This is a genomic window from Prevotella melaninogenica, from assembly GCF_013267595.1.
Classification (GTDB): domain Bacteria; phylum Bacteroidota; class Bacteroidia; order Bacteroidales; family Bacteroidaceae; genus Prevotella; species Prevotella melaninogenica_D.
This window is the reverse complement of record NZ_CP054010.1, coordinates 95,087-113,629: the sequence shown is the minus strand read 5'-3', so window position 1 is coordinate 113,629 and position 18,543 is coordinate 95,087. Positions and strand designations below refer to the sequence as shown.

The window sequence follows — 18,543 nt, the reverse complement described above, 5'->3', positions numbered from 1 at the left end:
CCGCACATATGGTGCTAATGGTCAACACCATTTGTGCGAAGCCCTCCTTAACTCTAAATAAACATATGAGTACAACACACATGTACACCTTAAGCATAAGAATGCATACCACCAAGGATATAGTTAACACCAAAGTAGGTCATAAGTATACTAAAGAATGACAGTAACATAAAGAGATGATAATTCTTTGGTTTACCTAATGCTGAAAACGAATTGGTGTGCAAGGGGATAGCATAAATCATAAAGGTAATCAATGCCCACGTTTCTTTTGGGTCCCATCCCCAATAACTTCCCCAACTGATATTAGCCCATATAGCACCAATAAATATTCCTAATCCCAATGTTGTTATGGCTGGATAGAGGAAAATCTGTGAAAGAACGGTCAACTGGCGATTAGCAGCCATAACGCTTTCTCGTTTACTATTACAAGTAAGGAAATAGGCTATCGCACTAATAAACGTAAGAGAGAGAAGTGCGTAAGAAATCATGATGATACTTACATGAATGCTTAACAGCGGACTATTCAACACAGGCATACGCGGTGTAATACTTGGATCCATCTCGCCAAGATGACTTACAAGAAGCATAAAACCACTCATGAGTAATCCGAAAGTTGTCATAAGTTGTAGCTTCCTTGTCGTCAAAACAGATACAAGCATGATGAGCCAAGATAACAGTAACATCGTCTCATAGCCGTTAGCAAGTGGAATCGTACCATTTATAACCCATCTCAGAGCTAACGTAAAGGTAAGAACACACCATGAAAGAGACATTAACCAGGTAAAAAGTCTATATCTTTTCTTATGTGCAAGGAATAAGACTGAGAGTAAACCTGCTGTCAAATTAAAAATGAAAAGTATAGTTGCAAATGGGAAATGATTGTAGATTCCCTCTGCTTTAATTACCGTATCAGATGGAATAGTATTGCCACCATATCTATATTGATACTTTCTTAATTTCAGGATGAGCTCGTTCAGCATATCTATCTTCCCCTGTCTGGCAAGCTGCCCCGCTAAAGGAAGAATAGATCGAATATACTGTTGCTGTTCCTTTGGCATATCTTTCGGATATCTATCAGTAGGTGTAAACCAGTCAACAGTATTACTCTTAGACATATAAGGGAAGATTCTGAGGGGTTTACCTTGCGTTAGTTCCATCAACAGCATCATCTTATCGTCCGTATCAAGCAACTGCTTTGATACATTGTCATTCTCCTGACTATGTGCATCTTGGAGGTAAGGTCCTAAGATATAACCTTGTTGTCCAAACAAACTCATAGGAGAAATATATTCATTTAAGTTCAGCTTATTACGCAGTTCAGCTCCCTTTAGTCTTAAGATAGGCTCCTTCATCCACTCTTGTCCCCAAAACATAAAGCCCGTTAAAACCTGAGAAGGAGTAAAATCTTTGTAGTTCTTCTTACCATAAAGTTTTGTGGTAAAGTCGATAGCATATGTCTCTATAGGACAAATTCGTCCATTATATACAATCAATATCTTTTCAAACTCGTCAGCACTCTGACGTGGTAATGCAGGTTGTGCACTTGCATTCAAACATCCCATCACCAACATGATGCCAGCTATTGCTTCCTTACGGAGCAAACGCCGGAAGTTTCCCTTAGGGTCAATCAGCATCGCAATAAGTCCGAAAAATAGAAGAGCATAACCTAAATAAGTAACAGGAATTCCATACGGGTCGGAATTAACAGAGAGATAACTACCCTTCATGTCTTCATCATAGCTACTTTGATAAAGGCGTGTACCATATCCAGAGTAGATATTATTCATTGAAATCTGATACTGTTCATGCTTATCTCCTTGGATAAGTGTGACAATTGATGCATAATCCATTGCAGCCATATTACCAACATGGTAAGATACAGTAAACTTGTTCAGTTGAATACTGAATGGTAGTTTAGCCTCATTTCCATCCTTGGTAATATACGTATCTATCGTTTTCCCTTGTCGAAGATGTACCACACCTTTATTAGAGGTGAGATGAGTTAGCAATGCACCAAGGAGAATTACAACAAAAGACAAATGTAATGTTATAACAATTAGCCGACGAATCTTTCGCTTTAGAAAATAAACAATGCCTGCTGCAGTACCAATAGCCCACAACAAACAAAACCACCACGACCCGAAGATGTTGTCTGAAACATAATCAAGACTGGTATATTTCCCAATGATTGTCCCCGTTGCCATCACTATAACAAGGAGAACATAAATAATTTCAAGCGTCTTCTTTGTTCGCATCTGTAAGATAATAAAGAAGAAGATGAGTCCTTCTAAGACTACATCTTCTTCCTATAAATATTCTTGTTACTTACTAAAATTATTAGATAGAGCGTATAAACTTAACCACTGCATCTCTATCAGCCTTAGGCAACTTATAGAACTTCACAGCAGCATTATAAGCCTGACTGTTCTTACTATAAGCATGCCACATGATTGCTTCAATCTCATTGCGTGCTCGAGCATCATGGAGACGATCTTCTGCACCAGAGTTGATAAGTGACAGACCTCTACCCCATAAAGGTGTTGTACGGCACCATGAACCATGAATATCATTCTTCATATCCAACTTATGCTGGATAAAGTCTGAGTAAGGATAAATCTTCTGATTAGCATACTTAGGCAACTGCTTGTTGCCAATAATCTTAGAAGAGCCATGATTATCTGCACCTGTTGTCCAAGAAGCCTTGTGACAATGAGCGCATCCTAACTCACCAGTAAAGAGTTCCTTACCACGCTGTACATCCTTGTCATTCAAATTTCTTGCACGAGGAACAGCAATACCTCTGTGCCAAACCATAAATGCATGATAAGCATCGTCGCTCATCTCTGGCTTAAAGTTGAAGTAAGGATTGTTATAGAGGTTTACGTTGTCGCTTGGTGAAAGCAAATAACGAACAGCATTCTTGATACCTTCACGTGTTCCATCATTGTAATATGGATGTACGTAAGAGTTAGGATCACTACCATGCTGTTGGATGTAACTAATCACGTTCTCGTTCTCTGACATTGCTTTTGCCCATGGCTCTGTAGAACAAATGTGCTTGATATCTGAACGAAGAACATTCAACTCGTCCCAAAGAGCAACGTCATTCTCAAGACAGCCATCAAGTAAGTCATAGTTGAAACGCTTGATGAACTTGTTTCCAAAATAATCACTTGCCCATGCTTCAGGCTTCAACTGCTTTGTTGTATTGTCCCAGAACTCTGGATTCAACTCTACAAAGCGTCCCTCTGTTTCATATTGCTTCTTTAAGTCTTCATTAGAAATAGCATCAATCAAACCAAGACCTTGGAAGTTACATGAAGCTATCAAACGTACTTCATAGTTGCTTGGCACTGGGTCTGTGTTGAAAGCAGACTGTGGAATAGCAACAGAAGGATAACGAAGACTAAACTTCTCACCATCAGGGAACTGCATTGGGAGTCCGCTTGGCATTGAAGTAACATCATGCCAAGTAATCTTTATCTGCTTTGGATCTACTGGTGGCAAGAATGGCTCTACAGCTTGAAGCATCGTAAAGGTAGTCAACTGGTCAATTGGTGTACCATTGTTGCTACCTGGGGCATCAGGAGTATAAACAGAAACGATGTAACCGTTGCCCTTTACTGGTTCCATGTCATTACGACTATGACCATGGCTATATCCGCCAGAGTGGCAATACTCGCATGAACGACGGGATGCTACAGGGCCCCAACCTTTGTATGGTTCAGTACTAAGCGTGTACTTAGCACTTGCCATCATATCTCCTTGGTTGAAGAGATCAGTTAGGCCTTGTTCGTCGATAGCTGGTGTGTTGTCCTCATAACCACCTGCTGCGGTGTTCTCTGTTGTACCAAGTTTGCCACCTGGGTACCATTCGTCTGCAGAGAAGTTACCTACCGCTTGACCAATGTACTTCGTTTCAGGCTCTGATGGCTTTAGTGGTGTTTCTGGTGAAACATTGTCATCTGAGCATGCAGCAAACGAACATAATAGTGCTCCAGCAAGTAAAAAATTGCTATAGCTGTTGTGTCTCATAATGTTTTATAATTAAATTTACGTTTGAAACGTAGCCTTATCTTAGAGAAGACAAGGCTACGTTTATTATTGACATTTGCTTTTCAGATTTGCAAGAATCAGATTACTTGTCTGTCTGTTTGTTAATCCATGTACCAGCAGCATTAAGTGCTTCGTTCAAAGCATCAACCTTATCAATGCAAGTCTTAACCTGTGGATTACCTGGTTGGTCAATGAATGCAATACCGCTCTTCTTAGCTGTCTCCAAGGCTGCAATTGCCTCGTTAAGAGCGTTGTTCAACTCATTGTAGTTAGGATAGTTGTTATTCTTCAAGAAGTTCATGATAGAGTACTGAGCTGGGGTAGAGATGTTCTCTGTACCACGTACGCCATAGAGTGAGTTCTTGATAGAATAGATGTTATCCTGGTAGTCTTGGAATGAACGCTTACTGTATGGTGACTCGATGTAGTTAGCTGCATCTTTTTCCGTACCAGTACCTGTAGCCTTACGATAAGCTTGACCAAGTTTCTGTGAAGCGACCTCCTCACAAATACCACTACATCCGCCAATAAAGATATTGTTCAGTGTCTCATGCCATGAAGCAAACATACCATTCTCCTTTGTGGCGAACTGTGAATAATCACGGTATGGGATATTCTTTGCAGAAAGTCCTCTGTGACGTGTTCCATTGACTACCCACATAGCATTTGCAAGCTGATTCAAATGTGATGTTGGGATAGTTGTACCTAACCAACCATATTCCAAGAGATAAGTCATGTTACGGAGGTCACTGGCAACAGCTGCTGCAAAGGCAGCTTCGTTCACTGTACTTACACTTGTAAGACCTGCTTCTGTTTCCTTCTCTGCATTGAAATCTGCTACGGTACGATTCTTACCATTACGGAAGAGTACAAACTCCAAGCCATGGAAACCTAATACCGAATCAAAGTTACCATTATTGTCATAAACATACTTGGTAGGGTTCTCACCATTAATACCTGCAATAACATTAGCATCATTCAATGCCCTTGTCAACTGATCATGGTCGAGTGGCCATGAGTCGATATGTGGGTCGATCTCATTGTCAGAAGCTGCACCATAGAGGAAAGACTCACTCTGCTCCCAATCTCGACGTGCTCCTTTGAAAGCCTCACAAGCTGCATCAATATCATTCTGGGTCAAAGTACCTGCTTTACGTTTCTGATAAAGATTTTGGCAAGCCTTATAAAGAATATCAGACTTCTTTGCCAAGTCTAAATATGTAGGTTTAACAACTTCATCAATGTAGTTGGCAACAACCTTACCCATCTCTGTTTTATTAGCGTTTGCTCTACTTTCGCTTTCGGCCTGGCTTAAAGCAGATTGCTGTTCAGGTGTAAGAATTGTTGTGTTAATAACTTCATCATCATCACTACTACATGATACGAAGCCTGTAGCTAATGTTCCTGCAAGGAGGAACATCGCAAGTTTTGTTACTTTTTTCATTATAATCCCTTTCTAATTATGGTTATACAATCTTTATTCTTTGCTTTTTAGAGGAAGAAACCTTCGTAAGCAATACCTATATTAATAGAAGGTTCATCGTTATATCCTTTCTTCAGATTACGATAATTGTACTCTGCCTTAATAGCAATCTGTGGGATAGGATAATAGTTAATACCTGTTGCAAGAACGGTTCTATTCGTCCACTGTTTTGTTGTAGCGTGAATGTAAGAATCATAGTGCTCAATATGTCCGAAAACATAAAGCTTCTGATTGTCTTCACGCATCTTGTGAATCTGAGAGAAGATATCATAACCTACCTCAAACATCATTGCCATTGCATGACTTCCGAAGTATTTACCATTACCAGACTCATATGGCTTAACATACTGTACATTAGGGTATGAAAGCTGAGAAATCTCTTGCGCGTTGCTTACATAACCATAGTCAATATTTCCGCGTGCAATCCAATTATACTTATTATAGGTGAAGTCTAAACTACCAAGATAGACATTACCCTTAATCTTCTTCTTCTCTCCCTTCTCACTATCATGTGGAACATTGTTGTGCATAGCCTGACCAACATAGCCACTAACACCAATACGAAGACCAGGAATAGTATGATTGTCTACACGTGCAAGGAAACCATACTTATTAGCAACCTCGAACTCGAAAGGACTTGATGTGCCTTTCTGAATCCAGTTAGCACGACTAAAATGATAAGCATCCAATCCTGCAATCATCTGTGCAACATAACTAAAATCACCAGCCTTGCCCCAGAAAGAAATACCTGTTTGATGCCATGTACTTGGAAGAATTGTGTTTTCCCCTTCAGGACGATATACTGTAAAGAAGTTTAATGGCTCATGGTGTGCATTCACTAAACCAAATGGAACTACAATATGACCTGCTCTAATATTAAAGGCTTTACTGAATGATTTCTGAAGCCAAAATTGTTCAAGTTCAACTTCTCCACCTTTCTCTGTTTCATGTTCAAACTCAATCGCCTCGTCTGCCTCATATTCTATTGCAGAACCAGAGCCACCATGTTCAAATTCAATCTCAGAACCTAACGACCAGCCCTTTCCAAAATCATAACCAAGATAGATAACGGCATGCGGAATATCAAATCTTCCATGACTTGGGTCCTTCTTATAAAGACCTGGCGTCGTATAACGATTACCATTATCACTGTAAAAATTGCGAGAATAAGCAGCTTCACCATATCCGCCAAGACTTAGCTTATTGCCTTTAGCATGTGTCATAACAGAATCGGCTGCATTTACTTGTGCATGTACTGCGGTCGTACCAAAAAGGAGTACGGCAAAAGTTACCCCAGATATAAACTTCATCATCGAGTTATTATTTAATATATTTATAACTTGTATATAAAGGTAGAATTTTCTGAATTAAATGGCAATACCTAAATCTGTTGAAATTATGTACCTAAGTTATACCACAACATTTAACCTTTTATTCAGGTATATCACCATATTTAGGTATTATTGAAAATAATACAAACACTCCATTCCATAAATAAACTATTTTATCACAATTAATTATTAAGGTCACAATAATCACGTTTCCGTATTAGACGAATTACATACTAACATCTATTATAATCCTAAAACCACCTATATATATTTATAACGTACACATTCTATTGAACCGTCGTTACAAAAACAAACAACACCCTATTTAAGATTTTAAAGGCTATTGGGGCTAAAAGGAAGTCAACAAATTGGCGATTATGTAAGGATTTTTTCTTTCGTAGATTTTTATTGATGCTTAATTGGACTCGAAAAGACGCCCTCTTGACTTGCAAAAGATGCCCTTTTGAGGTCATATTAACGCCCTTTTGAAGTCCAATTAAGTACCACTTCGCAAGTATCTTTACAACATACTGATACGCTGCAAGTTACAAGCATCCCGAGAAATAGTGTTTTATTCGGTTTTTAAAAGAATATTTTTACAATATTTGTAAAGATATTTTTAGACTAAATTTATTGTATAAAGAAGAATGCTACTTTGCATAATAATAGGCAGCATAGCTACCTTTTTTATAAGGTGCAATAAGTCTTAATCCTCGGTTCTTAAGCGAGAGAATCTTGAGAGCTTCTTTATAATAACGTGGACGAAGGCTATCTGCAGGATAATACTGTGGAAGATAGCGAGCAAAGTCATTAAGATTGCGATCTAACAAGAAACCTGTCAACTGATAGTTAGCTGAATTATGGGTAACTTTATAGAGTACACTATCAGGTTGTAGCCACGAATGTACCTTACCAGGACGCAATGTACTTGCCCCACCCACCAAAGGATAATAGAAAAGGCTGTCTGCTAAATGACCTCTACGCGCAACTGCATAGACGGTTAGCATAGATGTTACAGAATCCGTATGAGGCATTGTTCGTACTACATCCAATGCACCAGCATAATCCTTCTTATCTATCAAAGCCTCAACTTTAGCTCGCTGATGAAAATAGCGATTACTATTACTGAAAAGTCCAGTAAATAAGAAGAAGCCAAGAAAAAGCAGTAGATTTATCCAAATCATCTGTGAAAACGGACCATAGCTACGCGATTCTGGTTCATAAGGTTCAAAGCGTTTGACAGCAAACATTACAAAAATATAAACCAAAAATAGCAAAGGAGCTATCCATAACCAATTGCCAAACGTTACGCTATCGGCTGTAGGACGAAGGTCAGAGATGATTGTAAGAATAAGAAAAGATGGAAAGTAAGTCAAGCCAAAGCCACGCTTCTTCAACTTAAACAATGAGCTTACACCCATTTGGAGTAACTTTAAAGTAAATGTTATCAGCACTGCACCCAACATTGGATCATAGAAGGTTTGCCTTCCTGAAGCCAAGTGCTGTACTACGGTCATCACATCTGCTTGATAGAAAAACAGATAACAGAATGTAAATGAGCAAAATAGTACTGTGCAAATAGCACGCATAAACTTACTTTCCATCATGAATTTATTTCTTTCTCAATACTACAGCACTACGAGCTGGTATATAAAGTTTGAGCCAGCCTTTATGATCTTTCTCATAAAGAGGGTCGCTATTTGTGAAATGCTCTACTGTATCATCAGCAAAGCCAAAGCCACCATACTCTTTAGCATCTGTGTTTAATACTACATTATAAGAACCCTCTGGCACCAAGAAACCATAATCAGAATAAGAATGTGTTGGTGAGAAGTTAAATACAAAGACTAACTCTCCCCTACTAAATGCCAATATCTGGTCGCCATCATTGTGCCAAATCTCTTGGATAGGAGTCTCATTAAACTTTTTCTCGCTTGTAATTACCTCTAACATCTTGCGGTCGAAATCGCCAAGCAAGTGATAACATAGATCCTTGTTATCAACTAAGTTCCACTGTCGACGGGCATACTTATAACTCCATCCATTACCTTCACGTGGGAAATCAATCCACTCTGGATGACCAAACTCATTACCCATAAAGTTCAGATAGCCACCATTAATAGCAGCAATAGTGGCAAGACGAATCATCTTATGCAGTGCAATGCCACGATGGGTCATCTCTGTTTCGTCTCCCTTACGGAAATGCCAGTACATATCTGCATCTACCAATCGGAAGATAATAGTCTTATCGCCCACCAACGCTTGGTCGTGTGATTCGCAATAAGAGATAGTTTTCTCATCAGAACGTCGATTCTTTATCTCCCAGAAGATAGAAGAAGGCTTCCAAGCTTCGTCTGCTAACTCCTTGATAGTCTTTATCCAGTAGTCTGGAATATTCATTGCCATACGGTAATCAAAGCCGTAACCGCCATCCTTAAACTTAGCTGCTAAACCTGGCATACCTGATACTTCCTCTGCAATCGTTACTGCATTCTTGTTTACCTCATGGATAAGACAGTTGGCAAGTGTCAAATAACAGATAGCGTTATCATCCTGATGTCCATTGAAATAATCAGCATAGTTGCAGAAAGCTTCACCTAATCCATGACTGTAATAAAGCATTGAAGTCACACCATCAAAACGGAAACCATCAAAGTGATATTCCTCTAACCAGTATTTACAGTTAGACAAAAGGAAGTGGAGAACCTCGTCTTTACCATAGTCAAAACATAGCGAATCCCATGCTGGATGCTCATGACGGTCACCTGGGTAGAAGTACTGATTAGGGTCACCAGCCAAGTTGCCCAAACCTTCCACTTCGTTCTTAACAGCATGAGAGTGGACAATATCCATGATTACAGCAATGCCATTCTTATGCGCTTCATCAATGAGTGCCTTCAACTCTTCAGGCGTTCCGAAGCGTGAACTGGCTGCAAAGAAAGAGCTAACGTGATAACCAAAGCTACCATAATAAGGATGTTCCTGAATAGCCATAATCTGAATGGCGTTATATCCGTCCTTAATTATACGTGGTAATACCTTCTCACGGAACTCATTATATGTTCCAACCTTCTCCTCATCCTGTGCCATACCTATGTGGCACTCATAAATCAGGAGTGGAGAGGTCTGTGGCTTAAAGGTCTTTTTTTTCCAAACATATGGCTCAGCAGGTGCCCATACCTGTGCAGAGAATATTTTGCTTGCTTCATCTTGAACAACACGTTGTGTCCAAGCAGGGATGCGCTCACCTTCTCCACCTTCCCAATGTACACGCATCTTGTAGTACTGACCATGCTGCATAGCATCATGTGGGAGCGTAAGTTCCCAGTTACCAGTACCTTCAATCCTGTGACATTGATAGGCTTCTTGCTCATTCCAACCATTGAAATCACCAACAAGATAAATCTCAGTAGCGTTAGGAGCCCATTCACGGAACACCCATCCATCAGCTGTCTGATGCAAACCATAGTAGTTATGGCCGTTTGCAAAATCCGAGAGTGTTAACTTACCATTCTGAGTAAGCTGATTCATCTTCCAAAGAGCATGCTCGTGACGTCCACGAATTGCATCCTCATAAGGAGCCAAATAGGCATCATTCTTTACGAGTCCTATGTGAGAAGGTTCCTTCACTTTTACCGTTTTGGCAGAAGTCTTTTTGACTGGAGCCTTCTTTGTTGTGGTCTTCTTTGTAACCATGGTAGATAAGCTTTATGTTATTTGTTATATTTTGTAAAGACTAATTCGTATAACGTTTCCCTCTTTCATAATAACCACTGGCAGTTACTTTACCGTTCTTATCACGCTCAATGAACTTTCCATCACGTCGGTCATCACGATAGTTACCTTCAAAACGAACACCCTCTGCAGTCTCCTCAACAGCTGTTCCATTTCTTTTACCATTATGGTAGCTGCCACGAAACTTACTGCCATCAGCATAGTGAATGATGATTAGTCCTTCTAATAAACCATTTCGGAACTGCCCTTCATACACATCCTTATTCTTCTTGGTCAGTTTTCCCTGTCCGTTCTGCATATCTTTCTCCCAGTAACCTACATAGATATCGCCATTATTCCATGACATTGTGCCATAGCCAGACTTAAGTCCTTTAAGGAAATGACCAGAATATTGATTTCCATTCTTATAACGGAAGATGCCTTGTCCTGTGCGTTCGCCATCTAAATATTCACCATCATAGCTTTCGCCATCCTTGAATTTATAGATTCCCTTACCATTCTGTAGATCATTCTTCCACTCTCCATTATATTCATCACCATCTGCATAAATATAAATACCTCTACCTTCTTTTAGGTTATTCACCCAATTTCCTGTAAATGATGAGTGGTCTGGCCAATTGAAACTTCCTTGTCCATTCTTCATATCGTTCTTCCAAGAGCCTTCATAAAACGCTCCATTGGCAAAAATATACTTTCCTTCACCACTTCTTTTGTCATGATCCCATTTACCAATATACTTATCACCATTGTAATAATACATTGTTCCCTGTCCCTGCTGATAGTCCTTGTACCATAAACCATCATAACGATTACCATTGGCAAAGTAGTAAACACCTTGCCCATGTTGCTGATCTTGGAACCACTGACCTACATACTTCTCACCATCTGCAAACTTATAGGTTCCTTGTCCATGGCGTAAACCTTTCATATAATCGCCTTCATAGACATTACCTTTCTTATAAGTTGTTTTTCCTTTACCATTAGGTTTACCACGGAACATCTGTCCATGATAAGTTCCTCCATCCTTTGTTGTACAAGTACCTATCTCTATGTCTTGTGCAAAGAGATACGAAGGAAGAAGAAGTAACAATATGATGATATATTTATGTTTCACGTTTCACGTTTTTAGTTTATTATAATTAAAATAACCTATATGCAAAGATACCGATTTCAACTGAGAACAACAAATTTATAAAACATTTTTAAGCCATGTTCTCAAAATTACGTTTGTAAGCTTTTACTTTTATAGAGAAGGGGCGAAATCTATTGTAAATGATAAAGAAACTTGAACAAAGTGAGGGAGTATGATATTTAAACTAAAAGGATAAAGTTCTCTTTTTATAATTAACCTTTCAAGATGTGTCACTATAAAAAAGCAGACATTGAATTATATCTTATTTCTTTGTAAAAGTAAGTTCAATATCAAACTAATATCTGCAGCAGGTGATATAACACCTTTGCAACCTCAAACTGTAATCACTTTGACTATATTTTACAAAACAAAGAACAATCAACACCAATGCTATTTACCATCCGCACAAATGGTGTTAAGCCTCCGCACAACATGTGTGCATCATCAGAATGTTGGGTAAAGACAAGGAGATAGATGCTTTATTACCATTACAACATTGCGTAAAACACCTCTTCTATATGTTTCTTGGAGAACTTCATCGAGAAAGAACACTCATTACAAAAGAATTAAAGGGCACAGCAAGTAATTTGCTGTGCCCTTTAATACCCACATTTCTGTGAGTTCTTTGAGCTTGACTTTTGGTTCGCGCCTCACGGCGTTCCCCAATCATCTTGCATCATTGTTATCCTTTAATCAATCTCATATTACCTTAACTAAACCTATTTTAAATCTAACCTGAACAATCTCTTTTGTTCTACCTTAAAATAATAACTAAAAACCTAAATCTATTACTACTAACCTAAACAATCTATATTTGTCTTTTGACGATGCAAAGGTACAACTGTTTGCGCACACAACAAAACTTTTTCACGATTATTTTCAGCAAAACGACGTTTATTGACATACATCAAGTGGAATAACAAAGAAGGGATATGGGAAAGAAGGAGGAAAGAAGTTGACCTATAATGAGCAAATGCCGTAAGACAAAAGCCAACTTTTGGGCAGAATAAGCACAAATAAAAAATGTTGGAACACATAAACTATGCGTCCCAACATTATAATATATCCTTTTATAAAAAAGACTAATCTTACGTCATTCCTTATTATATAAGGTACTGGCTTGAAATACTCTCATTGTTCAATACACGCTGGATTGTTTCTGCAAACATATCAGCTACAGAAATCTGCTTTACCTTTGAGCAACGATCTGTATATGGAATAGAGTCTGTGAAAACCATCTCCTCCAACGCAGAAGCCTCTACACGCTCAGTAGCAGGACCACTCATCACACAATGAGAAGCAATAGCACGTACACTCTTAGCACCTGCCTCCTTCATAACGTCAGCTGCCTTGGTGATAGTACCTGCTGTATCAACCATATCATCAACGATGATAACGTTCTTATCTTTCACATCACCAATAATCTGAATTGTGTCAACGACATTGGCACGTGCACGAGTCTTGTTACAAAGAACCAGTGGACAACCAAGATACTTAGCGTAAGTATTAGCACGCTTAGATCCACCTACATCAGGACTTGCTATAACAAGATCCTTCAAATGTAAGCCCTGAACATAAGGAAGAAGAACACCACTTGCATAGAGATGGTCAACAGGAACATTGAAGAAACCCTGAATCTGATCTGCATGTAAGTCCATTGTAATCAGACGGTCGATACCAGCAACACTCAACAAGTCGGCTACTAATTTCGCACCAATGCTGACACGTGGCTTATCCTTACGGTCTTGACGCGCCCAACCAAAATAAGGCATAACAGCGATAATGTGACGAGCTGAAGCACGCTTAGCCGCATCAATCATCAAGAGAAGCTCCATAAGGTTGTCAGAGTTTGGGAAAGTGCTCTGTACAAGGAAGACATCCTTACCACGAATACTCTGCTCGTAAGAAACGACAAATTCGCCGTCAGAGAAGCGGGTCATCACCAAGTTACCAAGCGGACAGCCAAGGCTGGCGCAGATTTTCTCAGCAAGGTATCTCGTCTTTGTACCAGAGAATACCAAAAAAGAGTTATTTTCACTCATTTCTTTTAGTTGTTTATATTGATAACGTATAAATCTTTATAAGTCTCCGCATCATTAACAGAGGGCACGTAACTTACGGAAGTGATTAATGATAGAGCTAAAATTCTGTTCATTATAAATACGAAACTTATCCCATAAGTCGTTCCGAACCACTACTCCACCAAAGTCAAGCTCACGAAGAATAGGTATATCGTCTATCGTTACACCACCCATTGCATAAACATGTCGCCCAAGAATGCCCTGCCTATAAGCCTCATCTAATTCAAGATCAGAGAGAACACGCTCTTCTTTTTCCGATTGTTCACGAGGTTGGTGGATATTCTTTAGAAAGACATAGTCCGATTGTTTCTTCATAGCCTTTAGCTGCATTACATCATCACAAGTTCTACTTAGAGAGCCACGATAGCCACGAGGCACAGCAACACTTGAGTTATCCAAGTGGATACCACCCAAAGAAAACTCATTCTTCATATTAAAATGCTGATGTATTGTGATTTTACGATGATATTCAGAAGGCAAAAGTGAAAGAAGACGCTCCAAATAAAGTGGGGAAGTATCTGCCTTCGAGATATGGAGACTATCAAGTCCTTCCTCGAAAAGCATACTTAAAATCTTATCTTCTTCCACAAAATACGTGGACTTAGTCATGATGACCAGTTTCATGCCTTTAGTTTATTTGTATTGCAAAGGTAGAGATTATTTCCCATAACTGCAAATTTTTCCTTATATTTGCACCATGAAAATAAATCCATTAACATACGCTGAACTCTCTCGCCCAATGTATGTGCTGGAAGAGACAAGGCTCAGAGAAAATCTAAACCTCATTGCTCACGTGGCAAAAGAGGCTGATGTTGAGATTATTCTCGCATTCAAAGCATACGCTTTATGGCGTACGTTTCCTATTTTTCGTGAGTATATCAAGGCTACAACAGCCTCCTCTCTCTTTGAAGCTCGACTTGGCTTTGAGGAATTTGGAGCACCCACACACACCTTCTCACCGGGCTATACGGATTATGAAATTGACGACATTGCTCGCTGTTCTTCTCATCTTGTATTTAATTCCTTGACACAATACGAGCGTTTTCACGTACGTGCCAAGATTGAAAATGAGAAGTTGAGTTTCGGTTTGCGTGTGAATCCTGAGTACTCAGAGGTAGAAACGCTCATTTATAACCCTTGTGCGCCTGGTACTCGCTTTGGAATATCATCCGATAAGCTACCAGAAACACTACCAGAGGACATTGATGGCTTTCATATCCACTGTCATTGCGAAAGTGGCAGCGATGTCTTCGAGCGTACCTTAGTACATATAGAAGAGAAGTTTACCAAGTGGTTCCCTCAACTAAAGTGGATAAACTTTGGTGGTGGTCATCTCATGACACGCAAAGACTATGACGTTAAACGTCTGATACATGTCCTACGAGGATTCCGCAAACGCTATCCGTGGCTTAAGGTTATCCTCGAACCAGGTAGTGCCTTTGCTTGGCAGACGGGTCCACTGGTAGTACAAGTTGTTGATATAGTAGAGGATTATGGCATAAAGACAGCTATCCTTAATGCAAGTTTTACTTGTCACATGCCTGATTGTCTTGAAATGCCTTACCACCCAACCATTCGTAATGCAAAACTTGTCGACGAAGATGGTACTGCAAAAGGCGAATATACCTACCGATTAGGTGCAAACAGCTGTTTGAGTGGTGACTGGATGGGTTCGTGGGACTTCGGCCATGCACTGGAAGTAGGCGAGAACATTATCTTTGAAGATATGCTCCACTACACGACTGTCAAGACAAATATGTTCAATGGTATCAGTCACCCAGCTATCGCCCTACTCCATACAGATAACGAACTCGAGATGCTTCGCGAATATACATACGAGGATTATCGTGACAGAATGGACTAATGGCACATTATTTGCTACCTTAAGTACGGTATTAAAACATTAATTAAGGAAGAAATATTATGGCATTTATAGATTATTATAAGATTCTTGGTGTTGACCGCAACATCCCTCAAAAAGATGTGCGAGCAGCTTATAGAAAGAGAGCTAAGCAGTTTCATCCTGACTTACATCCAAACGACCCAAAGGCAAAAGCTAAATTCCAAGCATTGAGCGAGGCGTTTGAAGTTATTGGTGATCCTGACAAGCGAGCTAAATACGATAAATACGGAGAGCAGTGGCGTAATGCTGAAGCCTACGAGAACGCTGGTGGATTCGGTGGAGCCCAAGGTGGACAAGGTGGAGGTAACCCATTTGGCGGATTCGACTTTAATAGTTTCGGTAATGGCGGAGGTGGCTTTAGCAGCTTCTTCCAAGACCTATTCGGAGGCGGTGGACGTCGCCGTTCATCTGGTTTCAACACTGGTAGAACACAAAGCCAACGTCCTACAGGACAAATGGAGGCTACTGTTGGTATCGACCTTTACACCGCTTTATTAGGAGGTGAGGTAATCATCCAACTGTCAGGAGGGCAGAAACTGAAACTGAAGGTAAAACCATTGACACAAGGTGGAACAAAGGTACGCCTACGTGGTAAGGGTTATGACCGAGGCGATGGTACCTTCGGCGACCTTATTATCACCTACAATGTGAAACTTCCTGACCACCTCACTGACCGTCAGAAAGAACTGATTGAGCAGATGAGACGCGAAGGATAATAAGCATATAGACACAACAAAGGAACTTTTACTTAATGTAGGAGTTCCTTTTTTTGTATCACAAGCATTATCATACAAGCCCATCATTAAACCAAAACATCAATTATTCATATTAAGTAGGTATAGTTATTTGATAAGTGTTGACCAACAACACATGTGGTGCGCACCATTCGCACCATTAGTGTTCACCATTCGCACCACACGTGCTAAGCATCAACATATCGATAAGAAAGCGAAAGAAAGAACCTTTTTTGTCATTATAACATAAGTAAGAAACTAATGATTAACAACTTCGAGATTTTTTTGTCGACAGCATAAAAGCCCTATAAACTAATTTAAGTATAAACGTAAGCAATAATACATAACACATTGAATAGTTGAGTCTTACTAAACAATGGCTAAATCGTTAGGAAAAAGGGGAAGTCATACTTCTTTTGTTTAAATATTTTTTAGTATCTTTGCCTACAAATACTTTGAACATTAGAATACAAAATTTACCAATAGACAAATAACTAAAAACAATGAGTATCAGAAAATCAATAGCTGCTGCGTTTATTCTTGGTAGCTTACTCTTACCATCAAGCGTATCGGCTCAATTCAATTGGCCATACAAGGTGACCAATGGAAAAGCTGTAACAGAAGTTCCAGTACGTGCAGCTGGACAGGAAAGTGCGTTGAACATGACGACACCTAAGTTAAAGGTTGTTCGCGTAGCTTTTGTTGGTTTAGGAATGCGCGGTCATGATGCTGTAGAGCGTTGGACACACATCCCAGGCATCCAAGTAATGGCTCTCTGCGATTATGAGCGTGACAGAGCTGAGAGATGTCAAGAATATCTGCGTAAAGCAAGTATGCCTGCAGCCGACATTTACTCTGGCGAAGATGGATACAAGGAGCTTTGCAAGCGTAAGGATATTGACCTTGTGTATATTGCTCCTGACTGGAAGCACCACTTCCTTGTTGCCTACGAGGCTATGAATAATGGTAAGCACGTTGCTGTAGAAGTACCTGCTGCCATGAACCTTACAGAAATTTGGAAACTCATCGATATATCTGAGAAGAAGCGTCTGCACTGTATGATGCTTGAGAACTGCTGCTATGACTTCTTTGAGTTGAACTCACTAAACATGGCACAGAAAGATGTCTTCGGTGAGATTCTTTATGTTCAGGGTGCCTATCGTCATGAACTATCTAAATTCTGGGACGCATATTGGAAGAAAGATGCACAGGACAAGTTAGGTTGGAGATTGGATTACAATCAGAAGTTCCGTGGTGATGTCTACGCTACTCATGGCTTAGGTCCTATCGCACAGGTTCTGAATATCCACAGAGGTGACAAGATGAATACGCTTGTTGCAATGGACACAAAGTCTGTTAACGGTAAGAAACAGGTTGAAAAGATGACCGGTGAACCTTGTAAAGAGTTCCGTAATGGTGACCAAACAACCACCCTTATCAGCACTGAAAACGGAAAAGTTATTGAGATTCATCATAACGTAATGACTCCACAGCCATACAACCGTATGTATCAGCTTACTGGTACAAAGGGTTTTGCCAATAAATATCCTTTTGAAGGCTTTGCGCTTTCTGCTGAGGAGATGAAGAAATCAGGTGTTACTCCGTCATCTGACAACCTTTCAGGTCACTCTTATCTGTCACAGGTTGATACAAAAGCATTGATAGAGAAGTATGAGAGTCCTATCGTTGCTAAATATGAGAAGCAGGCAAAAGAAGTTGGTGGACATGGTGGTATGGACTTTATCATGGACTCACGTTTGGTTTACTGCTTGCAGAATGGTCTTCCTTTGGACATTGACGTTTATGACTTGGCAGAATGGTGCTGCTTAGCAGAGTTAGGTTCTATCTCTATGGACAATGGTAACATCCCTGTAGAGGTGCCTGATTTCACACGCGGAGAGTGGAATAAGGTTAAGGGATTCCACCACGCTTACGCATCTCCTGCTGATGAAGCACAGGCTGCAGCAGACGCAATGGACTTCACAACTAAGTTGAAGGAAAAAGGTAAAAAATACTGGGAGAAGGTCGACAAGGCTACAAAGAAGAAGTAAACTCCTACGAATACTAAATATACAAATGCCGTAACGC

Annotated in this window: 12 protein-coding genes; 3 read left to right on the top strand and 9 right to left on the bottom strand. The window is 39.8% G+C overall.

The window, feature by feature from the left end:
- Window positions 1-89 precede the first annotated feature (89 nt).
- From FIU21_RS00445 to FIU21_RS00405, 9 genes are all read right to left on the bottom strand, one after another.
- Window positions 90-2,255 carry a cytochrome c biogenesis protein CcsA gene (locus FIU21_RS00445; RefSeq protein ID WP_004359891.1) on the bottom strand — a complete coding sequence of 722 codons (2,166 nt, stop codon included), beginning with the start codon at window positions 2,253-2,255 and terminating at the stop codon, window positions 90-92.
- An 82-nt stretch (window positions 2,256-2,337) separates the two neighbouring features.
- Window positions 2,338-4,035, bottom strand: coding sequence for a di-heme oxidoredictase family protein (locus FIU21_RS00440; RefSeq protein ID WP_004359892.1), 1,698 nt, complete (start codon window positions 4,033-4,035; stop codon window positions 2,338-2,340).
- Between the two features lie 103 nt (window positions 4,036-4,138).
- Complete coding sequence (locus FIU21_RS00435) at window positions 4,139-5,500, bottom strand: imelysin family protein (RefSeq protein WP_036886107.1); 1,362 nt, start codon at window positions 5,498-5,500, stop codon at window positions 4,139-4,141.
- A gap of 47 nt (window positions 5,501-5,547) precedes the next feature.
- Complete coding sequence (locus FIU21_RS00430) at window positions 5,548-6,852, bottom strand: putative porin (RefSeq protein ID WP_004359894.1); 1,305 nt, start codon at window positions 6,850-6,852, stop codon at window positions 5,548-5,550.
- Between the two features lie 668 nt (window positions 6,853-7,520).
- Entirely contained in the window at window positions 7,521-8,477 is a 957-nt protein-coding gene (locus FIU21_RS00425) for a hypothetical protein (RefSeq protein ID WP_004359895.1), read from the bottom strand.
- Window positions 8,478-8,481: 4 nt separating this feature from the next.
- Window positions 8,482-10,566 carry an alpha amylase C-terminal domain-containing protein gene (locus FIU21_RS00420; protein ID WP_172891269.1) on the bottom strand — a complete coding sequence of 695 codons (2,085 nt, stop codon included), beginning with the start codon at window positions 10,564-10,566 and terminating at the stop codon, window positions 8,482-8,484.
- A gap of 40 nt (window positions 10,567-10,606) precedes the next feature.
- Window positions 10,607-11,719, bottom strand: coding sequence for an MORN repeat-containing protein (locus FIU21_RS00415; protein WP_004359898.1), 1,113 nt, complete (start codon window positions 11,717-11,719; stop codon window positions 10,607-10,609).
- A 1,121-nt stretch (window positions 11,720-12,840) separates the two neighbouring features.
- Window positions 12,841-13,779: a ribose-phosphate pyrophosphokinase gene (locus FIU21_RS00410; protein WP_004359899.1), complete on the bottom strand. Its 939-nt coding sequence runs from the start codon at window positions 13,777-13,779 to the stop codon at window positions 12,841-12,843.
- Between the two features lie 54 nt (window positions 13,780-13,833).
- Window positions 13,834-14,442: a thiamine-phosphate pyrophosphorylase gene (locus tag FIU21_RS00405; protein WP_004359900.1), complete on the bottom strand. Its 609-nt coding sequence runs from the start codon at window positions 14,440-14,442 to the stop codon at window positions 13,834-13,836.
- A gap of 73 nt (window positions 14,443-14,515) precedes the next feature.
- Here FIU21_RS00405 and nspC point away from each other — a divergent pair, with 73 nt between their 5' ends.
- The 3 genes from nspC (at window position 14,516) to FIU21_RS00390 (ending at window position 18,506) form a co-directional block, all read left to right on the top strand.
- The gene (nspC, locus tag FIU21_RS00400) at window positions 14,516-15,682 is read left to right on the top strand and encodes a carboxynorspermidine decarboxylase (protein ID WP_004359901.1); all 1,167 of its coding nucleotides are present in this window, start codon (window positions 14,516-14,518) and stop codon (window positions 15,680-15,682) included.
- A gap of 59 nt (window positions 15,683-15,741) precedes the next feature.
- Window positions 15,742-16,437, top strand: a complete 696-nt coding sequence (locus tag FIU21_RS00395; RefSeq protein WP_004359902.1) for a DnaJ domain-containing protein — start codon at window positions 15,742-15,744, stop codon at window positions 16,435-16,437.
- 521 nt (window positions 16,438-16,958) lie between these two features.
- Window positions 16,959-18,506: a Gfo/Idh/MocA family protein gene (locus FIU21_RS00390; RefSeq protein ID WP_004359903.1), complete on the top strand. Its 1,548-nt coding sequence runs from the start codon at window positions 16,959-16,961 to the stop codon at window positions 18,504-18,506.
- Window positions 18,507-18,543: the final 37 nt, after the last annotated feature.